At 70.4% G+C, this 16,422-nt stretch carries 14 protein-coding genes; 7 read left to right on the forward strand and 7 right to left on the reverse strand.

Annotation, left to right across the window (positions count from 1 at the left end; translation table 11 throughout):
• Positions 1-71: 71 nt before the first annotated feature.
• Together AB0C33_RS03805 and AB0C33_RS03810 are read left to right on the forward strand one after the other, a co-directional pair.
• The gene (locus tag AB0C33_RS03805; protein WP_352349865.1) at positions 72-842 is read left to right on the forward strand and encodes a protein phosphatase 2C domain-containing protein; all 771 of its coding nucleotides are present in this window, start codon (positions 72-74) and stop codon (positions 840-842) included.
• Positions 843-957: 115 nt separating this feature from the next.
• A complete protein-coding gene (locus tag AB0C33_RS03810; RefSeq protein ID WP_358283318.1) occupies positions 958-1,947 on the forward strand; it encodes a CHAP domain-containing protein in 990 nt (329 codons plus the stop codon).
• Between the two features lie 11 nt (positions 1,948-1,958).
• Here the strand turns inward: AB0C33_RS03810 and AB0C33_RS03815 are convergent, their stop codons facing one another.
• Positions 1,959-3,011 (reverse strand): glucose 1-dehydrogenase, encoded by a 1,053-nt coding sequence (locus AB0C33_RS03815; protein WP_358283320.1) that lies wholly within the window; start codon positions 3,009-3,011, stop codon positions 1,959-1,961.
• A gap of 126 nt (positions 3,012-3,137) precedes the next feature.
• Between AB0C33_RS03815 and icmF the strand changes: the two genes are divergently transcribed.
• Entirely contained in the window at positions 3,138-6,344 is a 3,207-nt protein-coding gene (icmF, locus tag AB0C33_RS03820) for a fused isobutyryl-CoA mutase/GTPase IcmF (RefSeq protein WP_358283322.1), read from the forward strand.
• A gap of 140 nt (positions 6,345-6,484) precedes the next feature.
• Positions 6,485-6,985 carry a thiol peroxidase gene (gene tpx, locus AB0C33_RS03825; protein ID WP_358283324.1) on the forward strand — a complete coding sequence of 167 codons (501 nt, stop codon included), beginning with the start codon at positions 6,485-6,487 and terminating at the stop codon, positions 6,983-6,985.
• A gap of 66 nt (positions 6,986-7,051) precedes the next feature.
• Here tpx and AB0C33_RS03830 read toward each other — a convergent pair whose 3' ends face one another.
• Positions 7,052-7,951 carry a TIGR03619 family F420-dependent LLM class oxidoreductase gene (locus AB0C33_RS03830; RefSeq protein ID WP_358283326.1) on the reverse strand — a complete coding sequence of 300 codons (900 nt, stop codon included), beginning with the start codon at positions 7,949-7,951 and terminating at the stop codon, positions 7,052-7,054.
• A 9-nt stretch (positions 7,952-7,960) separates the two neighbouring features.
• Positions 7,961-8,767 (reverse strand): SAM-dependent methyltransferase, encoded by an 807-nt coding sequence (locus tag AB0C33_RS03835; protein WP_358283328.1) that lies wholly within the window; start codon positions 8,765-8,767, stop codon positions 7,961-7,963.
• A 142-nt stretch (positions 8,768-8,909) separates the two neighbouring features.
• On the opposite strand from AB0C33_RS03835, the gene AB0C33_RS03840 reads away from it, so the two are divergent.
• On the forward strand, positions 8,910-9,635 hold the full coding sequence (locus tag AB0C33_RS03840) for a helical backbone metal receptor (RefSeq protein ID WP_358283330.1): 726 nt from the start codon (positions 8,910-8,912) through the stop codon (positions 9,633-9,635).
• Here the strand turns inward: AB0C33_RS03840 and AB0C33_RS03845 are convergent, their stop codons facing one another.
• The 4 genes from AB0C33_RS03845 to AB0C33_RS03860 are packed head-to-tail and all read right to left on the reverse strand — an operon-like array spanning position 9,636 to position 13,897.
• On the reverse strand, positions 9,636-10,781 hold the full coding sequence (locus tag AB0C33_RS03845) for an ROK family transcriptional regulator (protein WP_358283332.1): 1,146 nt from the start codon (positions 10,779-10,781) through the stop codon (positions 9,636-9,638).
• A 2-nt stretch (positions 10,782-10,783) separates the two neighbouring features.
• On the reverse strand, positions 10,784-11,629 hold the full coding sequence (locus AB0C33_RS03850; RefSeq protein ID WP_352349881.1) for a carbohydrate ABC transporter permease: 846 nt from the start codon (positions 11,627-11,629) through the stop codon (positions 10,784-10,786).
• Complete coding sequence (locus AB0C33_RS03855; protein WP_358283334.1) at positions 11,616-12,530, reverse strand: sugar ABC transporter permease; 915 nt, start codon at positions 12,528-12,530, stop codon at positions 11,616-11,618. Before AB0C33_RS03855 ends, AB0C33_RS03850 begins: the two co-directional genes overlap by 14 nt.
• Positions 12,527-13,897 (reverse strand): extracellular solute-binding protein, encoded by a 1,371-nt coding sequence (locus AB0C33_RS03860; protein ID WP_358283336.1) that lies wholly within the window; start codon positions 13,895-13,897, stop codon positions 12,527-12,529. The genes AB0C33_RS03855 and AB0C33_RS03860 overlap by 4 nt, the downstream gene beginning before the upstream one ends.
• 450 nt (positions 13,898-14,347) lie before the next feature.
• Between AB0C33_RS03860 and AB0C33_RS03865 the strand changes: the two genes are divergently transcribed.
• Positions 14,348-15,382 carry a zinc-binding dehydrogenase gene (locus AB0C33_RS03865; RefSeq protein ID WP_358283338.1) on the forward strand — a complete coding sequence of 345 codons (1,035 nt, stop codon included), beginning with the start codon at positions 14,348-14,350 and terminating at the stop codon, positions 15,380-15,382.
• Positions 15,379-16,164, forward strand: a complete 786-nt coding sequence (locus tag AB0C33_RS03870; RefSeq protein ID WP_358283340.1) for a sugar phosphate isomerase/epimerase family protein — start codon at positions 15,379-15,381, stop codon at positions 16,162-16,164. The genes AB0C33_RS03865 and AB0C33_RS03870 overlap by 4 nt, the downstream gene beginning before the upstream one ends.
• Positions 16,165-16,422: the final 258 nt, after the last annotated feature.

Consider the following 16,422-nt stretch of genomic DNA (forward strand, 5'->3'; position numbering starts at 1 on the left):
CCACAGTAGTTCACAAGAGTCTTCAGCGCATCTGCTTGTGAAGTCTTTCAACCAATGATTTACTGCTGGGTATGAAGCACAACATCCGCTATGCCGCCGGATCAGACGTGGGCCGTCGCAGGGAGCAGAACGAGGATTCCGGCTATGCGAGTGGCCGGTTGCTCGTGGTTGCCGACGGCATGGGCGGGCACGCGGCCGGCGAGCTGGCGAGCTCGGCGGCGATCGCCGTCATGCGCGAGCTGGATGCCACGCTTCCCGAGACCGGCTCGGACCTGGAGGCGGCCCTGGAGGGCGCCGTGCACGAGGCGGCCCGCAGGCTGGTCGAACTGGCCGACATCGACCCCGCCCGCCGGGGGATGGGGACCACGGTGACCGCCATGCTGTGGGACGGCTACCGGTTCGCCCTTGCTCATCTGGGTGACTCCCGCGGATACCTGCTTCGTGATGGTGCGCTCTATCAGATGACCAAGGATCACACACTTGTGCAGTCGATGGTGGACGAAGGGCGGATAACGGAGGATCAAGCCGCCGTGCACCCCCGGCGGTCCATGGTGCTGCGCGTCCTGGGCAGCGAGGGCAGGGCCGAACCGGACATGGCGCTGCGCGAGGCCGAGCCTGACGATCGTTACCTCCTCTGCTCCGACGGGCTCACCACCGTGCTCGGGCCCGAGGTCCTGCACGAGGTGCTGACCACGGTGGCAGACCCGGCGGCGGCCGTCCAGCGGCTCATCGACCTGGCGAACGAGGGCGGCTCGCCGGACAACGTCACCGTGATCGTGGCCGACGTGGTGGCGCCGGGCGCGGGCGAGGTGAGCGTCTACCGCGTGGGCGCCGGAGCCTGACGAGGGACGCACCACCCGTCACATGCGTCCCAATGCCGAAATTTGGGCCTATAAATAGACACTTTCTGAATGATTCGAGCAATTTCGCGATGGCGCTACTACAGTCCATCGTGATTTGTCGGTTTTTCGGGGAGGAGTCACCCTGGACCCGATCGCGGACGCGCTGCTGAAGCAGGTACGGCAGGAACTCGGTTACAAGGAGAAGAGCGGCCAGAGCACCAAATTCGGCCAGTGGTACGCGGATCGCGTCCAGGACACCCAATACCGCAACGCGCCCTGGTGCGACATGTTCATCGCCTGGGCGGCCGACAAGACCGGCCTCGGCCCGTACGTCGGGCAGTTCGCCTGGACGCCGTCCCACGCCGCCTGGTTCATCAAGCAGAAGGCCTGGGCGCAGCGGCCCGAGCCCGGCGCGCTGGTCTTCTTCGACTGGGGCGGCGGGAAGAGCTACAAGGGCGTCGACCACGTCGGGATCGTGGAACGGGTCGAGGGCAGGAAGATCCACACCATCGAGGCCAACGTCGACCGCGTCTGGCTCAAGCGCAAGGTCAGGGACACCGACAAGGTCGTCGGCTACGGCCTTCCCCGGGTGGTCAAGGCCGCGGCCGACCAGGCGACCGAGATCCGGTCGACCGAGCGGCCGTTCGTGCCCGCGCCGCGCACGGACGCGGGCCGGTCCTCGCCGCTCGACGTCCTGGGCACGCCGCCCGCGTTGCTGGTCGCGATGGTGCTGGTGACCGTCGTGCTCTCCTTACGCGTGACCGGCCGCCGTCGTGGCGTCCACCGCCGCTTCGGCTGGCTGCGCTTCTGGAACGCGCCAGAGGGCCGCGGCGCCGGCCGGACGAGGGACGACGAGGAATGGGCGCCGCGCGTGACCGTGCTGACCCCCGCGCCGCCGCCGCGCGAGGCCGCCGGAATCCGCGTGGGCACCGCCCCCGCCGCCCCTGCCGGCCCTCCCGCGCAGAAAAGGCCGTCCTCCTCCGCCGCGCTCCGGCCCCGCGCCGTCCCGGCGGCGGCGCCCGAGGTGCCCGCCCCGCGCGACGGCAGGACGGGCGCGGGCCGTGTTCCCGCCAACCGCCGCAGGCCCTACACCCCGAAGAGCTGAAGCCACGGGGATCAGGAGGTCAGGTCGAGGACCACCTTGACGTCGCCCGGCTCGTGGCTGAAGGCGTCCTTCGCCTGGGTGAGGGGGACGCGCCGGGTGACCAGGCGTTCGAGCCAGCTCCGGTCCGCCTGGGCCAGGGCGGTGGCGGCGTCCCGGAAGTGGCGGAGGTTGGCGTTGACCGTGCCGAAGATCGCGTCGTTCTCCAGGACGATGTCCCGGTTGATCTCGCTGACGTCCAGCCGGTGGGTGCGCCCGCCCGCGCCGAGCCCGGCCAGGCAGACGATCCCGGCCGCGGACGTGCAGGTCAGCGCCTCCATGACGAGCTGTCCCACCCCGGTGCCCTCGATGATGATGTCCGGTTTGGCGTCGGCGAAGGCCTCCAGGCTGCTGCCCACGTGGTACGTCGCCCTCAGGTCGGCCACCAGCGCGGGCTTGGCCCCGCCCGCCTCCCGGTCCAGGACGTGCACCTCCAGCCCGCGCTGCCGGCCCAGCAGCGCCGCCAGCAGCCCGATCGGCCCCGCGCCGGTCACCAGCACCGTGCGCGGCTCGAACCAGGCGCGCGAGCCGATGCGCTCGATGTGCTCCCACGCCTTGGCCACCACGGACGTCGGCTCGACCAGCATGCCCACGCTCTCCAGCGACGGGTCCAGGCGCACGGCGTACCCGGCCTTGACCGCCCACCGCTCGCTGGCGTAGCCGTCGATCTCCTTGATGCCGCGCTCGGTGTAGCGGCCGTTGCGGCACATGTCGAACTCGCCCCGCGCGCAGGCCCCGCACGGCTCGGGATCGGGCCGGCGCACCACGCCCACGACCAGGTCGCCGGGGGAGAAGGCGGACCCGTCGGGCACCTGGAGCACCCGGCCGAGCGACTCGTGGCCGATGACCATGCGGCTCCTGCCGGGCGGCGCCCAGCCGTACTCGGCGTCCGCCAGTTCCCTGTCGGTCCCGCAGACCCCCAGGGCCAGCCCCTGGACGAGGAGCTCCCCGGGCCCCGGTTCCGGATCGGGCACCTCTTCCACCTCCAGCGTCCCCTGCCGGCCCGGCTCGAATGTCAACGCGCGCATCGGCGTCACCCCCTGGGGCAGTCCTTACCCAGACCGGAAGGAGCTACGAGGACGTCCTACTATCGAAATAGTTGGACGTCCTAGTATCTTTCGCAGGAGGGTCCCCTCACAAAGGAGTGATCAGGCGTGCACGTTCCGGCGTACCCTGTTCGTTTCGTGACCGCCGCGGCGCTGTTCGACGGCCATGACGCGGCGATCAACATCATGCGGCGCATCCTCCAGACGCAGGGGGCCGAGGTGATCCATCTCGGCCACAACCGGTCCGTGGACGAGATCGTCACGGCCGCCGTCCAGGAGGACGTCCAGGGCGTGGCCATCAGCTCCTACCAGGGCGGCCACGTCGAGTTCTTCACCTACCTGGTCGAGCTGCTGCGCGAGCGCGGCGCGGGCCACGTCAAGGTGTACGGCGGCGGTGGCGGCGTGATCGTCCCCGAGGAGATCGAGCTGCTGCACGAGCGGGGCGTCACGCGCATCTTCTCGCCCGAGGACGGCCAGCGGTACGGCCTGCCCGGCATGATCAACAAGCTGATCGAGGAGTGCGACCACGAGCTCGGCGACCCGCCGTCGGTCGAGGCCGTGCTCTCGGGCGACCAGGCGGCGCTGGCCCGCGCGATCACCTTCATGGAGTCCGGCCGCGCCCCCGCCGAGCTGGCCGAGGGGCTGAAGGCGGCGGTCGCCGTCCAGGAGCGTCCGGCGCGGGTGCTCGGCATCACCGGCACGGGCGGTTCGGGCAAGTCCTCGCTCACCGACGAGCTGGTCCGCCGGTTCCGGGTGGACAACGACGACAAACTGCGCATCGCCATCCTCGCCATCGACCCCACCCGCCGGCGCGGCGGCGGCGCGCTGCTCGGCGACCGCATCAGGATGAACAGCCTGGGCCCCCAGACCTACTTCCGCTCGCTGGCCACCCGCGGGGCCGCCAACGAGGTCCCGGCCTGCCTCGACGACGTGGTCACCGCGTGCCGCGCGGCCGGCTACGACCTGGTGATCGTGGAGACCCCCGGCATCGGCCAGGGCGACGCCGGCATCGTCCCGCACGTCGACGTGCCCATCTACGTCATGACCCCCGAGTTCGGCGCCGCCTCCCAGCTGGAGAAGATCGACATGCTCGACTTCGCCGAGGCCGTCGTCATCAACAAGTACGAGCGCCGCGGCGCCGAGGACGCCCTGCGCGACGTGCGCCGCCAGCTCGTGCGCAACCGGGAGGCGTTCGGCCGGTCGCCCGAGGACATGCCGGTCTTCGGCACGATCGCCGCCCGCTACAACGACGCCGGCGTCACCGCCCTCTACCAGCACCTCAAGGGCCTGCTGCTGGAGGACGTCGGGCCGGGGCTGCTGCCCGTCGTGACCGAGCGCACCTCCAAGGCGGCCGCGGCCATCGTCCCGCCCGCCCGCGCCCGCTACCTGTCCGACATCGCCGACTCCGTCCGGACCTACCACGCCGAGACGCTGGCCCAGGCGGAGGTCGCGCGCCGCCGTCAGCAGCTCGCCGCCGTGCGGGAGCTCCTGGACGGCGAGGACGCCCGGCTGGCCGGGCTCGCCGAGCAGGCCGAGGGCGAGCTGAGCGAGGAGAGCCGCCGCCTGCTCGACGGCTGGCCCGCGATCAAGGAGGCGTACCGCAGCGACGAGCTGGTCGTGAAGATCCGCGACCGGGAGATCCACACCCCGCTCTGGCGCGAGACGTTGTCCGGCAACCGCATCCCGCGGGTGGCCCTGCCGCGCTTCAGCGACCACGGCGACCTGCTGCGCTTCCTGCGCTCGGAGAACCTGCCCGGGTCGTTCCCGTTCACCGCCGGGGTCTTCCCGTTCAAGCGCGACGACGAGGACCCGACCAGGATGTTCGCCGGCGAGGGCGACCCGTTCCGCACCAACCGGCGCTTCAAGCTGCTGTCGGAGGGCCAGCCCGCCACCCGGCTGTCCACCGCCTTCGACTCGGTCACCCTGTACGGCCACGACCCCGACCTGCGTCCCGACATCTACGGAAAGGTCGGCACCTCGGGCGTGTCCATCGCCACGCTCGACGACATGAAGGTGCTCTACGACGGGTTCGACCTGGCGGCGCCCAACACGTCGGTGTCCATGACGATCAACGGCCCGGCGCCCACGATCCTGGCCTTCTTCCTCAACGCCGCGCTCGACCAGGCCCTCGACCGCTTCCGCGCCGAGCAGGGCCGCGAGCCCGACGAGCAGGAGGCCAGCGACCTGCGCGCCCGTACGCTGGCCACGGTCAGGGGCACGGTCCAGGCCGACATCCTGAAGGAGGACCAGGGGCAGAACACCTGCATCTTCTCCACCGAGTTCTCCTTGCGGATGATGGCCGACATCCAGGAATGGTTCATCCAGAACGGGGTCAGGAACTTCTACTCGGTCTCCATCTCCGGCTACCACATCGCCGAGGCGGGGGCCAACCCGATCAGCCAGCTCGCGTTCACGCTGGCCAACGGGTTCACGTACGTGGAGGCGTACCTGGCCAGGGGGATGCGGATCGACGACTTCGCGCCGAACCTGTCGTTCTTCTTCTCCAACGGCATGGACCCCGAGTACAGCGTGCTCGGCCGGGTGGCGCGCCGGATCTGGGCGGTGGCCATGCGCGAGCGTTACGGCGCGGCCGAGCGCTCCCAGAAGCTCAAGTACCACATCCAGACCTCGGGCCGGTCGCTGCACGCCCAGGAGATGTCCTTCAACGACATCCGCACCACCCTGCAGGCCCTGATCGCCATCTACGACAACTGCAACAGCCTGCACACCAACGCCTTCGACGAGGCCGTCACCACCCCGTCGGCCGACTCGGTGCGCCGGGCGATGGCGATCCAGCTCATCATCAACCACGAGTGGGGCCTGGCCAGGAACGAGAACCCGCTGCAGGGCTCGTTCATCATCGACGAGCTGACCGACCTGGTCGAGGAGGCCGTGCTGGCCGAGTTCGAGCGGCTGTCGGACCGGGGCGGCGTGCTCGGCGCGATGGAGACCGGCTACCAGCGCGGCAAGATCCAGGACGAGTCGATGCTGTACGAGATGCGCAAGCACGACGGATCCCTGCCGATCATCGGCGTCAACACCTTCCGCAACCCCGGCGCCGAGCAGTCCGACCCCCACAAGCTGGAGCTGGCCAGGGGCACCGAGGAGGAGAAGCAGTCGCAGCTCGACCGCCTGCACGCCTTCCACGAGCGCAACCGGTCGCAGGCGCCCGCGGAGCTGTCCCGGCTGCGCGAGGTCGCGATGTCCGACGGCAACGCGTTCGCGGTGCTGATGGACGCGGCCCGGGTCTGCTCGCTCGGCCAGATCACCGAGGCCCTGTTCGAGGCGGGCGGCCAGTACCGGCGCAACGTCTAGGCACAGCGACGGACGACGGCCCGGCGGGCGGCGGCCGCCGCTTCCGGGCCGCCGCTGTGCCCTGCCCGAGCCGCTACGGCGTGGGGGAGATCGCGCCGCTAGGATCGCTGGTCGGGGAACATCGCTATCAGGAGGCTTTCATGTCCGACGTCACTTTCAAGGGCAACCCGATCACCGTGGGCGGCGCCTTCCCGAAGCCCGGCGACGCCGCGCCCGCCTTCAAGCTGGTCGGCACCGACCTGTCCGACCGCACGCTGGCCGACTTCGCCGGCAAGACCAAGGTGCTCAACATCTTCCCGAGCGTCGACACCGGCGTCTGCGCGGCCTCCGTGCGCCGCTTCAACCAGGTCGCGTCCGAGCACCCCGACGCGGTCGTGCTCTGCGTCTCGGCCGACCTGCCCTTCGCCCAGAACCGGTTCTGCGGCGCCGAGGGCCTGGACAAGGTGACCATGCTGTCCCTCATGCGCGGGCGCGAGTTCCTCGCCGACTACGGCGTGGCCCAGGAGTCGGGCCCGCTGGCCGGCCTGGCCGCGCGCGCGGTCGTCGTGATCGACGCCGACGACAACGTGATCTACTCCGAGCTGGTGCCCGAGATCACCCAGGAGCCCGACTACGAGGGCGCGCTCTCCGCGCTCAAGTAACCCGCGCTCAAGCAGCCCGCGCTCAAGCAGCCCGCGCTCAAGCAGCCCGCGCTCAAGCGGCCCCGCTCAGGCGGTGCGAAGGCGCTCACGGAAGTCGGCGGCCAGCTCCAGCAGGTGGTCGTCGTCGGCGGCGGTGTGCTGGAGGTCCAGGATGACCTCGTGGACCCCGGCCTCCGCCGCCTGCGACAGGTACGCCGCGATCTCGGCCACCGTGCCGCTGCGCGGCGGGGCGCCGTCGGCGGTGATCATCGGGTTGGAGCGCAGGATCATGCGCAGGGCATCGGGGTCGCGTCCGGCCTGCTCGGCGCTTTCCCTGACCGTCTCCCACATCGACAGGAGCACGGGCACGGGCAGCGCGGCCGTCAGCCAGCCGTCGCCCCTGCGCCCGATCCGGCGCAACGCCTCCGGGGCGAACCCGGCCAGCAGCAGCGGCGGGCGGCGGGCCGGCTTGGGGCCGATGTGACTGGGCGCGATCGTCCACAGCTCGTGCTCGAACGTCACGGGGTCCGCGCCCCAGATCGCCTCCAGAGCGTCGAGGGTGGCCTCGTAACGTTCGGCCCGGCCCTTCCAGGGCACCCCGACGGCGGCGTACTCGTCGGAGGACCAGCCGAGGCCGAGGCCCGCCGCCAGCCGGCCGCCGCTCAGGTGGTCGATCGTGGTGAGCGAGCGGGCCAGCACCGGCGGGGGGTACCAGCAGGCGTTGAGCGCGCTGGTTCCCAGCCGGACCGACGAGGTCACGGACGCGGCCACCGCCAGCACCGCGAACGGGTCGAGGAACACCCGATGGGCCTGCGGCACGCTGCCGTCGCCCCCGGGATAGCGGTCCTTGGGCCGCAGCGGCGTCAGCAGCCGGTCGCCCGCCCACAGGCCGGCGAACCCCATCGCCTCGGCCTCGCGGGCCACCCGCGTCACGCTGCCCAGCGCGGCGAACCTGCCGTACTGCGGGACGGCGAGGCCGAGGTCCATGGGCGCGTCCTAGACCTTCCTGGCCACGCCGCACACGATGAGCGACGACTCGGGGCGGTCCATGAAGTCGATCGTGTCCGCCTGGTCGGGATGCCATTCGGGCAGCCACACCAGACCGGGCTCCACCAGCTCGAAGCCCTCGAACAGCTCCCTGATCCTGGCCCGGCTGCGCAGCGCCAGCCGCGCGGTGGCGTTGCGGTAGACCTCGGTGCCCGCGCTGACCGCGTCGGGACGGGCGTCGCTGGTGCCGTGGGACATGACCAGGTAACTACCCGGCGCCATGGCCTCACGCAGGGTCTTGAGAATGCCCTCGGGATCGTCGGACTCCTCGATGAAGTGCATGATCGCCACCAGCAGCACAGCGACCGGCCGGCTGAAGTCGATGGTCCGCAGCACCTCCGGGTCGCGCAGGATGTCGCCCGGGCTGCGCAGGTCGCCCTCGACCACCGTGGTGTCCTCGCCGTGGCCGGTGAGCAGCGCCCTGGCGTGCACCAGCACCACGGGGTCACGGTCGACGTAGACGACGCGGGAGCCCGGGGCGACCTTGGCGGCCACCTCGTGCACGTTCCCCTGGGTCGGCAGCCCCGTGCCGATGTCGAGGAACTGCCTGATCCCGGACTCGGCGAGGTGGCGTACGGCGCGGCCGAGGAAGGCGCGGTTGGCCCGCGCCGCCGCCCGTACCTCGGGCGCCACCGTGAGGATGCGCTCGGCCGCCTCGCGGTCGACCGGGAAGTGATCCTTGCCGCCGAGGTAGTAGTCGTAGAGCCGTGCCACGTTCGGCGTGTTCGGATCGAAATCCGATGCCTCGTGCTCCAACCGTCGAGCCCCCGATCACAGAGTTTTAACGATCTTTACCGGGATTCTACGGATCTATACCGACATAAGAGTGGTGCTACGCATATTTCAGGAAAACGCAACCTAAGGTGGTGCCGTGGTCCACGATGACACAGGGATCCCTGTGGAGGTACCCCAGACCGTCCGGCGGATCGTGTCGCTGGTGCCGTCGCTGACCGAGTCCGTGGCGACGACCGTCCCGGAGGCGCTGGTCGGGGCGACGGACTGGTGCACGCATCCGGCCGACCTCGACGTGGCCCGGGTCAGGGGCACCAAGAACCCCGACCTCGACGCCGTCCTGCGGCTGCGCCCGGACGTCGTCCTGGCCAACGCCGAGGAGAACCGCGCACCCGACGTCGAGGCCCTGCGCGAGGCGGGCGTGGCGGTGTGGGTGACCAGGATCGAGACGCTGGAGCAGGCGTTCGCCTCGCTGGAGCGCATGTTCGCGCACGCCTGCCGGACGGACCTCCCGGACTGGCTGACGGAGGCCCGCCAGGCGTGGGGAGCCCCGGCGGACGGCCCGCGCCGCACCGCGATCGTCCCGATCTGGCGCCGCCCCTGGATGGTCGTGGGCCGCGACACCTTCACCGGGGACGTGCTGCGCCACCTCGGCGTGGACAACCTGTACGCCGCCCACCCCGACCGCTACCCGAAGATCCCCCTGCCCGAGCTGACCGGCAACCGCCCCGACCTGGTCGTCCTGCCCGACGAGCCCTACGCCTTCAGCGCGGACGACGGCCCCGAGGCGTTCCCCGGCCTGGACTGCGCGCTGGTCAGCGGCCGCCTGCTGACCTGGTACGGCCCCTCGCTCACCGAGGCCGCCACCGCCCTGCCGCGCGCGCTGGCCTGATCAGCCGACGGCGGCCAGCGCGGCGTCCACGGCCGCGGGGGAGAGCACGTGCTCCATCACGATCACCGCCATGCCCACGATCCCGGCCCGGTCGCCGAGCCTGCTGGTGACGATCTCCAGGTTGCGCGTCGTGTACGGCAGGCTCCGCCGGTAGACGATCTCCCTGATCCCGGTCAGGTAGTGCTCCTCCGTCTGGGCCATGTCCCCGGCCAGCACCAGCACGCCGGGGTTGAGCAGGCTGACCGCGGTGGCCAGCACCACGCCCAGCGTGCGGCCCGCCTCCTGGACGCGCGCGATCGCCGCCGGGTCGCCGGCCTGCACCAGGCGCACGACGTCGCGGCTGGTCTCCCGGCCCAGGTCGGCCGCGAGCGCGTGCCCGCTGGCCAGGGACGCCACGCAGCCGCGCGAGCCGCAGGTGCACACCCGGTCGTCGGTCTCCCGGATGCGGACGTGCCCGATGTTGCCCGCGGCCTCCTCGACGCCCCGGTAGATCCGCCCGTCGAGGACGATGCCGGTGCCGATGCCGGTGGACACCTTGACCAGGATCAGCGAGTCGGTCTCCCGCCAGGACGACCACCACTCGCCGAGGGCCATCGCGTTGGCGTCGTTCTCCACCAGGATGGGCACGTCGTACGTGCGCCCGACGGCCTCCCTGATCGGATGGTCGTCCCAGCCCGGCATCAGGAACGACCTGATCACCCGTCCGCCGGTGTGGTCGACCGAGCCGGGCAGGTCGAGCCCGATGCCGCACACGTCGCCCGCCGGCCGCCCGGCCCTGTCCAGCAGGCGCTGGAACGCCTCGCGCACCCACGTCAGCACGGGCTCGGGCCCGCGGTCGATGCGCATCTCCGCGCGTTCCTCGGCCATCGGACGGGCGGCTAGGTCGGTGAGCGCCACCCTGGCGTGGGTGGCGCCCAGGTCGGCCACGAGGATCAGCCGCCGGGCGGCGTCGACGTCGAGCACCGAGGGCGGCCGGCCGCCGCCCGAGGCGCCGACGCCGGACTCGTGCAGGTAGCCGGCGGCGATGAGCCGGTCGACCCGGTCGGTGACGGTCGACCGGGACAGGCCGGTGAACTCGATCAGGTCTTTGCGGGTACGGCAGGAGCCATCGCGGATGAGCTGGAGGACCTGCCCTGCCGTCAGCATGTCTATCCCTTCTCCGCTCCTGCCGTGAGGCCCTCCGTCAGCAGCCGTTCACTGGCGAAGAACACGATCACGATGGGCAGCGTCAGCACCACGGATCCTGCCATCAGCACCGTCGTGGGGATCTCTATGCTCCCCGCCAGCTGAGAGAGCCCCAGGGAGACCGTCCAGCTCTCCCGCCGCTCCACGAGGAACAGCAGGGCGAACAGGAACTCGTTCCACGCGATCATGAACGCGTAGAGGCCGGTTGCCATGAGCGCGGGCTTGGACAGTGGCAGCACCACCCGCCAGATGGTCGACAGCCGCGAGCAGCCGTCGATCGCGGCCGCCTCCTCCACGCTCTGCGGCACGGTCTCGAAGTAGTTGCGCAGCATGTATACCGTGACGGGCACGGTCTGCGCGATATAAACCAGGATCAGTCCGACCAGAGATCCCCTGAGGCCCAGCATGGTGAACAGCACGAACAGGGGGATGGCCAGCACGATCGCCGGGAACAGGTAGACGGCGAGGAACAGGAAGTGCACCTGCCGCCGGCCGAAGAAGCGCAGCCGCGCGACGGCGTAGGCGCCCGGGATCGAGATCAGCAGCGTGGCGGCCACCGAGGCGACCGCCACGACCGCGCTGTTCCTGATGAACGTGAGGAACCCCTGCGTGGTCAGCACGTTCACGTACGTGTCCAGGGTGAAGTGCCGCGGCCACACCGAGCCGGGCTCCAGGATGAGCTCCTGGATGTCCCGTACGGACAGCGTCACCATGTACAGGAACGGCAGCCCGGTGACGGCGAAGAGGAACACGATGACCACGGGCCGCAGCGCCGCGAACAGCGCGCGCTCGAACCTATCCCTGCTCACGGTCGCCTCCCGAGAAAAAGCGCAGGTACACGGCCAGCAGGACGACGAGGACGACGGCCAGCACGATCGCCTGCGCGGCCGAGGCGCCGATGTCGTCGCGGGCGGTCAGGAAGTTGTAGACGCGCACGCTGACCACCTCGGTGCCGGCGCCGCCGCCGGTCAGCAGGTAGACGTCGTCGAACTTGGTGAAGGTGAACACGAACCGCAGCACCGCCAGCAGCGCCACGATGCGCCAGAGCTGCGGCATGATCACGTGCCGGAAGCGCTGGGTGGGGGTGGCGCCGTCCACGACCGCGGCCTCCTCCAGCTCGGCCGGCAGGGCCTGCAGCCGGGCCAGGATGAACAGGAACGCGAACGGGAAGTACCGCCACGCCTCGAACGCGATCACCGTGAGCAGCGCGACCGGCACCTTCAGCCCCAGGAAGTCGCCCTGGGCCTGGGTGAGGAAGGCGATCGGCTCCTTCAGCCAGGTGTTCACGATGCCGTACTGAGGGTTCAGCATGGTCTCCCACAGGAAGGCCACGGCCACCACCGGCGCCACGTACGGGATCAGGATCGAGGCCCTGACCAGGGTGCGGCCGGGGAACCGGTCGCGCAGGGCGAGCGCGGTCACCAGGCCGAGCGCGATCGACAACGCCGTGCCGGCCACCGTGTAGATCAGGGTGTTGACCAGCGACGCCCAGAAGCCCGGCTCGGAGATCACGTACGTGAAGTTCTCCAGCGTGTAGTGCCCGAAGACGCCGGCCCGGCGGATGTTGATCAGCCGTACGTCCTGGAAGGCCAGCATGACCGCCCACAGCAGCGGCAGCACCACCACGACCAGCGTGATGACCAGCGTGGGCGAGATCAACGCCAGCCCGGCCCGCCCTTCCCGCTGCCGCAGGGTGCGGGGTGCGCTCATTGCCGGATCCCGCGCTTGATGGTCTCCACGTCCTTCTTGGCCTGGACGGCGGCGGCCTGCGGGGTCAGCGAGCCGTCGGCCACCTGGCTCAGGGCCTTGGGCACGGGCAGCTCGCCCATCGTGGCGCCGACCAGCTTGCCCTGGCCCTGCGGGATGCCCCAGCGGGCGAAGGTGTCGGGGCTGCGGCGCAGCGCGTCGAGCACGTCGGCCGGGTAGACCTCCGACAGCGGCTTCTTGGCGTCCACGCCCGCGGGCAGCTGCTTCCACTTGTCGGCGAAGCCCTTGCGGGTGGGGAACTTGCCCTCGGGCGCCATCCCGATCCAGCGCTCGTAGCCCTCGTCCATCATGTACCTGACGAACTTGGCGGCCGGATCGGCGGCGGCGCCGCGCAGCACCGCCCAGGAGACGATCTCGCCGTACTGGGCGGGCGCGCTCGCGCCGGGGCCCTTCAGCGCCGTGACCACGCCGGTGTTCTTCGCCAGCCACTCGGGGGCGGCGCGGCACTCGGCGCAGCTCGGCAGCGCGTCCTTACGCAGCCCCGCCAGCTCGTCGAGGATGAACGACGACCAGATCATCATGGCCGCCTTCCCGGAGAAGTACGTTGCCCTGGTGGAGTCGACGTCCTGTTTGCCCTTGACCGAGTAGTTCTTCGCCAGCTTTGCGTAGAAGTCGAAGGCTTTCACGCACTGTGGGCTATCTAGCGTGACATTTCCGGAATTGTCGACCAGTTGGCAGCCGTTGGCCAGCGCCACGTGCTCGAAGCTCTGCGCGGTAAAGGAGTCCTTGGGCGCGATCGCCAGCGTGATGCCCGCCACCCCACCCGCGTTCAGCTTCGCCGCCGCCGCCTCCAGCGCCTCGTAGGTGTCCGGCGGCGCCAGCCCGGCCTTGTCGAACAGGTCCTTGCGGTAGAGCAGGAGCTGCGCCCACCCGTCGCTGGGCACGGCCAGCAGCTTGCCGCCCGAGGAGTCCAGTTCGAGCGCGCGCGGCGAGAAGGAGTCCCTGCCGAGCCCGTCCACGATCCGGCCCGGCGTCTCCGTGTCCAGCAGGTCGTTGGCCTCCAGCTCGCGGACGGAGGCCAGCGGTAGCGCGCCGATGACGTCGGGGAGGTCGTCCGCGGCGGCGGCGGCCGTCACGGTCTGGCTGAACTGGTCCTCCCCGACGCCGACCAGCTTCACCTTGATCCCGGTCTTCCTGGTGAACTCGGCGATGATCTGGTTCTGCACGGCCATCCGGTCGCCGAGGTTCTCCTCGGTCCAGACGGTGATCTGGTTCGCGCCGGACTGCTGCTCGCCGCCGTCGCCGCAGGCCGTGAGGGCGGCCGAGGCCAGCAGTGCGACGGAGAGGACGGCGGTGACCCGGTTCGGCATGGCACGCTCCTCTGGTTTGGGGATATGCCGCACTTACCCGTAGATAAGGGGCAGGCACCTGGCGTAGGCGAGAACGAGACCGGTCCGTTCTCTCGCCGTGCCGCCGCCGCCCGTCACCAGGGCCTTCGGTAAAAGGTTGCTCGGCGTTCCGGCAAATCTTCCCCAGAACCGATCACGGACGCCCACCTCGAAACGATCTGGTCTGATGTCATTTCGGTCATCCGGCTGCTGCCCGGGCAAGCACTTCTGGCGCTTCCGGATCAGGTGGACAGACAGGGCGTGACATGTCGGTAAGGTCTCTTTCCAGAACGCGCCCTCCCGGAAACCTGGATTCCATCGGCCGCGATCGACGGAAGTCGTAGACTTACGAGTGTTTCGAGCGCAACTATGGTGTGCAAACAAACACTAAATCTCTGACTTTTGTTTGATCAAAAAGCGTAAGTGTGGGGTATGCGCGTCATCACCTTCCAAGAGCCAGGCCGTGTCAGCGTCAGCCTGGAGTCGCCCGCCGAACTCGTGCCGGGCTCCGTCCGGGTGCGGACCCTCTATTCCGGGGTCTCCGCGGGCACCGAGCTGACCGCATATCGCGGCACCAATCCCTACCTCACCCGTAAGTGGGACACCGAGCGCCGGCTCTTCCTCGAAGGCCAGACGCACGCCTACCCCCTGTCCGGCTGGGGCTACCAGGAGGTCGGCGAGGTGGTGGAGGCGGCCCCCGACGTCGCCGAGCCGCCCGTCGGCAGCCTCGTGTGGGGCATCTGGGGCCACCGCGCCGAGGCCGTCGTCCCCGCCGAGAAGCTGGCCGGGCACATCCTGCCGCCGGGGGCCGACCCCGTGGCGGGCGTCTTCGCCCGGGTCGGCGCCATCGCGCTCAACGCCGTCCACGCCGCCGACGTGCACCTGGGCGACCAGGTCGCGATCTTCGGCCAGGGCGTCATCGGCCTGCTCGCCACCCGCATGGCGGTGCTCAGCGGCGCCCGGGTGGTGGCCGCCGACGCCATCCCCGACCGGCTCGAACTCGCCAGGAAGTTCGGCGCCGCCGAGACGTTCGACGTGCGGTCGGGGTCGGTCGCCGAGTTCCTGCGCAAGCGCATCGAGGGCGCCGACACCGCGATCGAGCTCAGCGGCAACCACCTGGGGCTCCAGGAGGCCATCAGGAGCGTGCGCAAGGGCGGCCGGGTCGTCGCGGCCGGCTTCTACCAGGGCGACGGCATCGGGCTGCGGCTGGGCGAGGAGTTCCACCACAACCAGGTGCAGCTCGTCTCCTCCCAGATCGGCGGCGTCGCCTCCTGGCTGGCCCACCGTTGGGACGTCGAACGCCTCCAGCGCACGTTCATGGAGCTCGTGCACCGGGGCGAGGTCGAGGTCGGCGACCTGGTCACCCACCTCGTGCCGGTCGAGCAGGCGGCCGAGGCGTTCGACCTGATCGACAAGCACCAGTCCGAGGTGCTCCAGCTCGTCTTCACCTTCGAGGAGTCACGATGAAGCTCGCCGCCCAGGAGCAGCTTCTGCCCGGCCGCAGCCTGCAGGAGAAGTTCGCGTTCGCGGTGGAGGCCGGGTTCGACGCGATCGAGCTGAGGGGGAAGGGCGACTTCCACTTCGCCGGCCGGCTGACCGAGCTCAAGCGGGCGCTGGCCGACGGCGTCGTGATGCCGACGGTGTGCGTCGAGATGCCGCACTTCATCGGCGACTTCGACCCGGCCAAACGCAAGGACGCCATCCAGCAGCTCAGGTCGCAGCTCACGGTGATCGCCGAGCTGGGCGGCATCGGCGTCATGACCCCGGCCTCGTGGGGCCAGTTCTCGCTCCGGCTGCCGCCGTTCGAGCCGCCGCGCACCGCCGCGGACGACCGGGAGGTGCTGGCCGAGGCGCTCGGCATCCTCGGCGAGCACGCCCAGCGCAACGGCGTGCTGATCATGCTCGAACCCCTCAACCGGTACGAGAACCACATGGTCAACACGCTGGCCGACGCGGTCTCGTACTGCTCGATGGACTCGATCAGGATCGTCGGCGACACCTACCACATGAACATCGAGGAGGACGACCCCTGCCGGGCCCTGGCGGAGGCGGCCCCGTACCTCGCGCACATGCAGATCAGCGAGTCCAACAGGAACCAGCCCGGCACCGGCCACCTCGACTGGGGCGCGCAGCTCGCCACGCTCGACGCCGTCGGCTTCGACGGCTACCTCGCCCTCGAATGCCGGCTGCGGGGCGAGCCCGAGATCGTGCTCCCGCAGACGGCGGCCTTCATCAGGAAATTCCTATGATCCTCCGCGACGCCGTACGCGTGCTCGTCGCCAACTGGGACGGCAGCCACACGGTTCCCTCCCGCCGTCTGTACCCCCACCAGTGGAGCTGGGACTCCGCCTTCATCGCGATCGGCAACGCCCGCTGGTCGCCGCGGCGGGCCAGGGCGGAGCTGCTGTCGCTGTTCGGCGCCCAGTGGGCCGATGGCCGGGTGCCGCACATCGTGTTCAACCCCGTCGTGCCCGAGGGCGCCTACTTCCCCGGCCCGCAGTTCTGGG

It is taken from the genome of Nonomuraea sp. NPDC048881 (assembly GCF_040649795.1).
In the GTDB taxonomy this organism is placed as follows: Bacteria; Actinomycetota; Actinomycetes; order Streptosporangiales; family Streptosporangiaceae; genus Nonomuraea.

Excerpts from the sequence above, each read along its gene's own strand:
- AB0C33_RS03865 (WP_358283338.1), top strand. The coding sequence starts at position 14,348 with ATGCGCGTCATCACCTTCCAAGAGCCAGGCCGTGTCAGCGTCAGCCTG.
- AB0C33_RS03845 (WP_358283332.1), bottom strand. The coding sequence starts at position 10,781 with ATGCTGACGGCAGGGCAGGTCCTCCAGCTCATCCGCGATGGCTCCTGC.
- AB0C33_RS03855 (WP_358283334.1), bottom strand. The coding sequence starts at position 12,530 with ATGAGCGCACCCCGCACCCTGCGGCAGCGGGAAGGGCGGGCCGGGCTG.
- AB0C33_RS03860 (WP_358283336.1), bottom strand. The coding sequence starts at position 13,897 with ATGCCGAACCGGGTCACCGCCGTCCTCTCCGTCGCACTGCTGGCCTCG.
- AB0C33_RS03870 (WP_358283340.1), top strand. The coding sequence starts at position 15,379 with ATGAAGCTCGCCGCCCAGGAGCAGCTTCTGCCCGGCCGCAGCCTGCAG.
- AB0C33_RS03815 (WP_358283320.1), bottom strand. The coding sequence starts at position 3,011 with ATGCGCGCGTTGACATTCGAGCCGGGCCGGCAGGGGACGCTGGAGGTG.
- AB0C33_RS03805 (WP_352349865.1), top strand. The coding sequence starts at position 72 with ATGAAGCACAACATCCGCTATGCCGCCGGATCAGACGTGGGCCGTCGC.
- AB0C33_RS03830 (WP_358283326.1), bottom strand. The coding sequence starts at position 7,951 with ATGGACCTCGGCCTCGCCGTCCCGCAGTACGGCAGGTTCGCCGCGCTG.
- tpx (WP_358283324.1), top strand. The coding sequence starts at position 6,485 with ATGTCCGACGTCACTTTCAAGGGCAACCCGATCACCGTGGGCGGCGCC.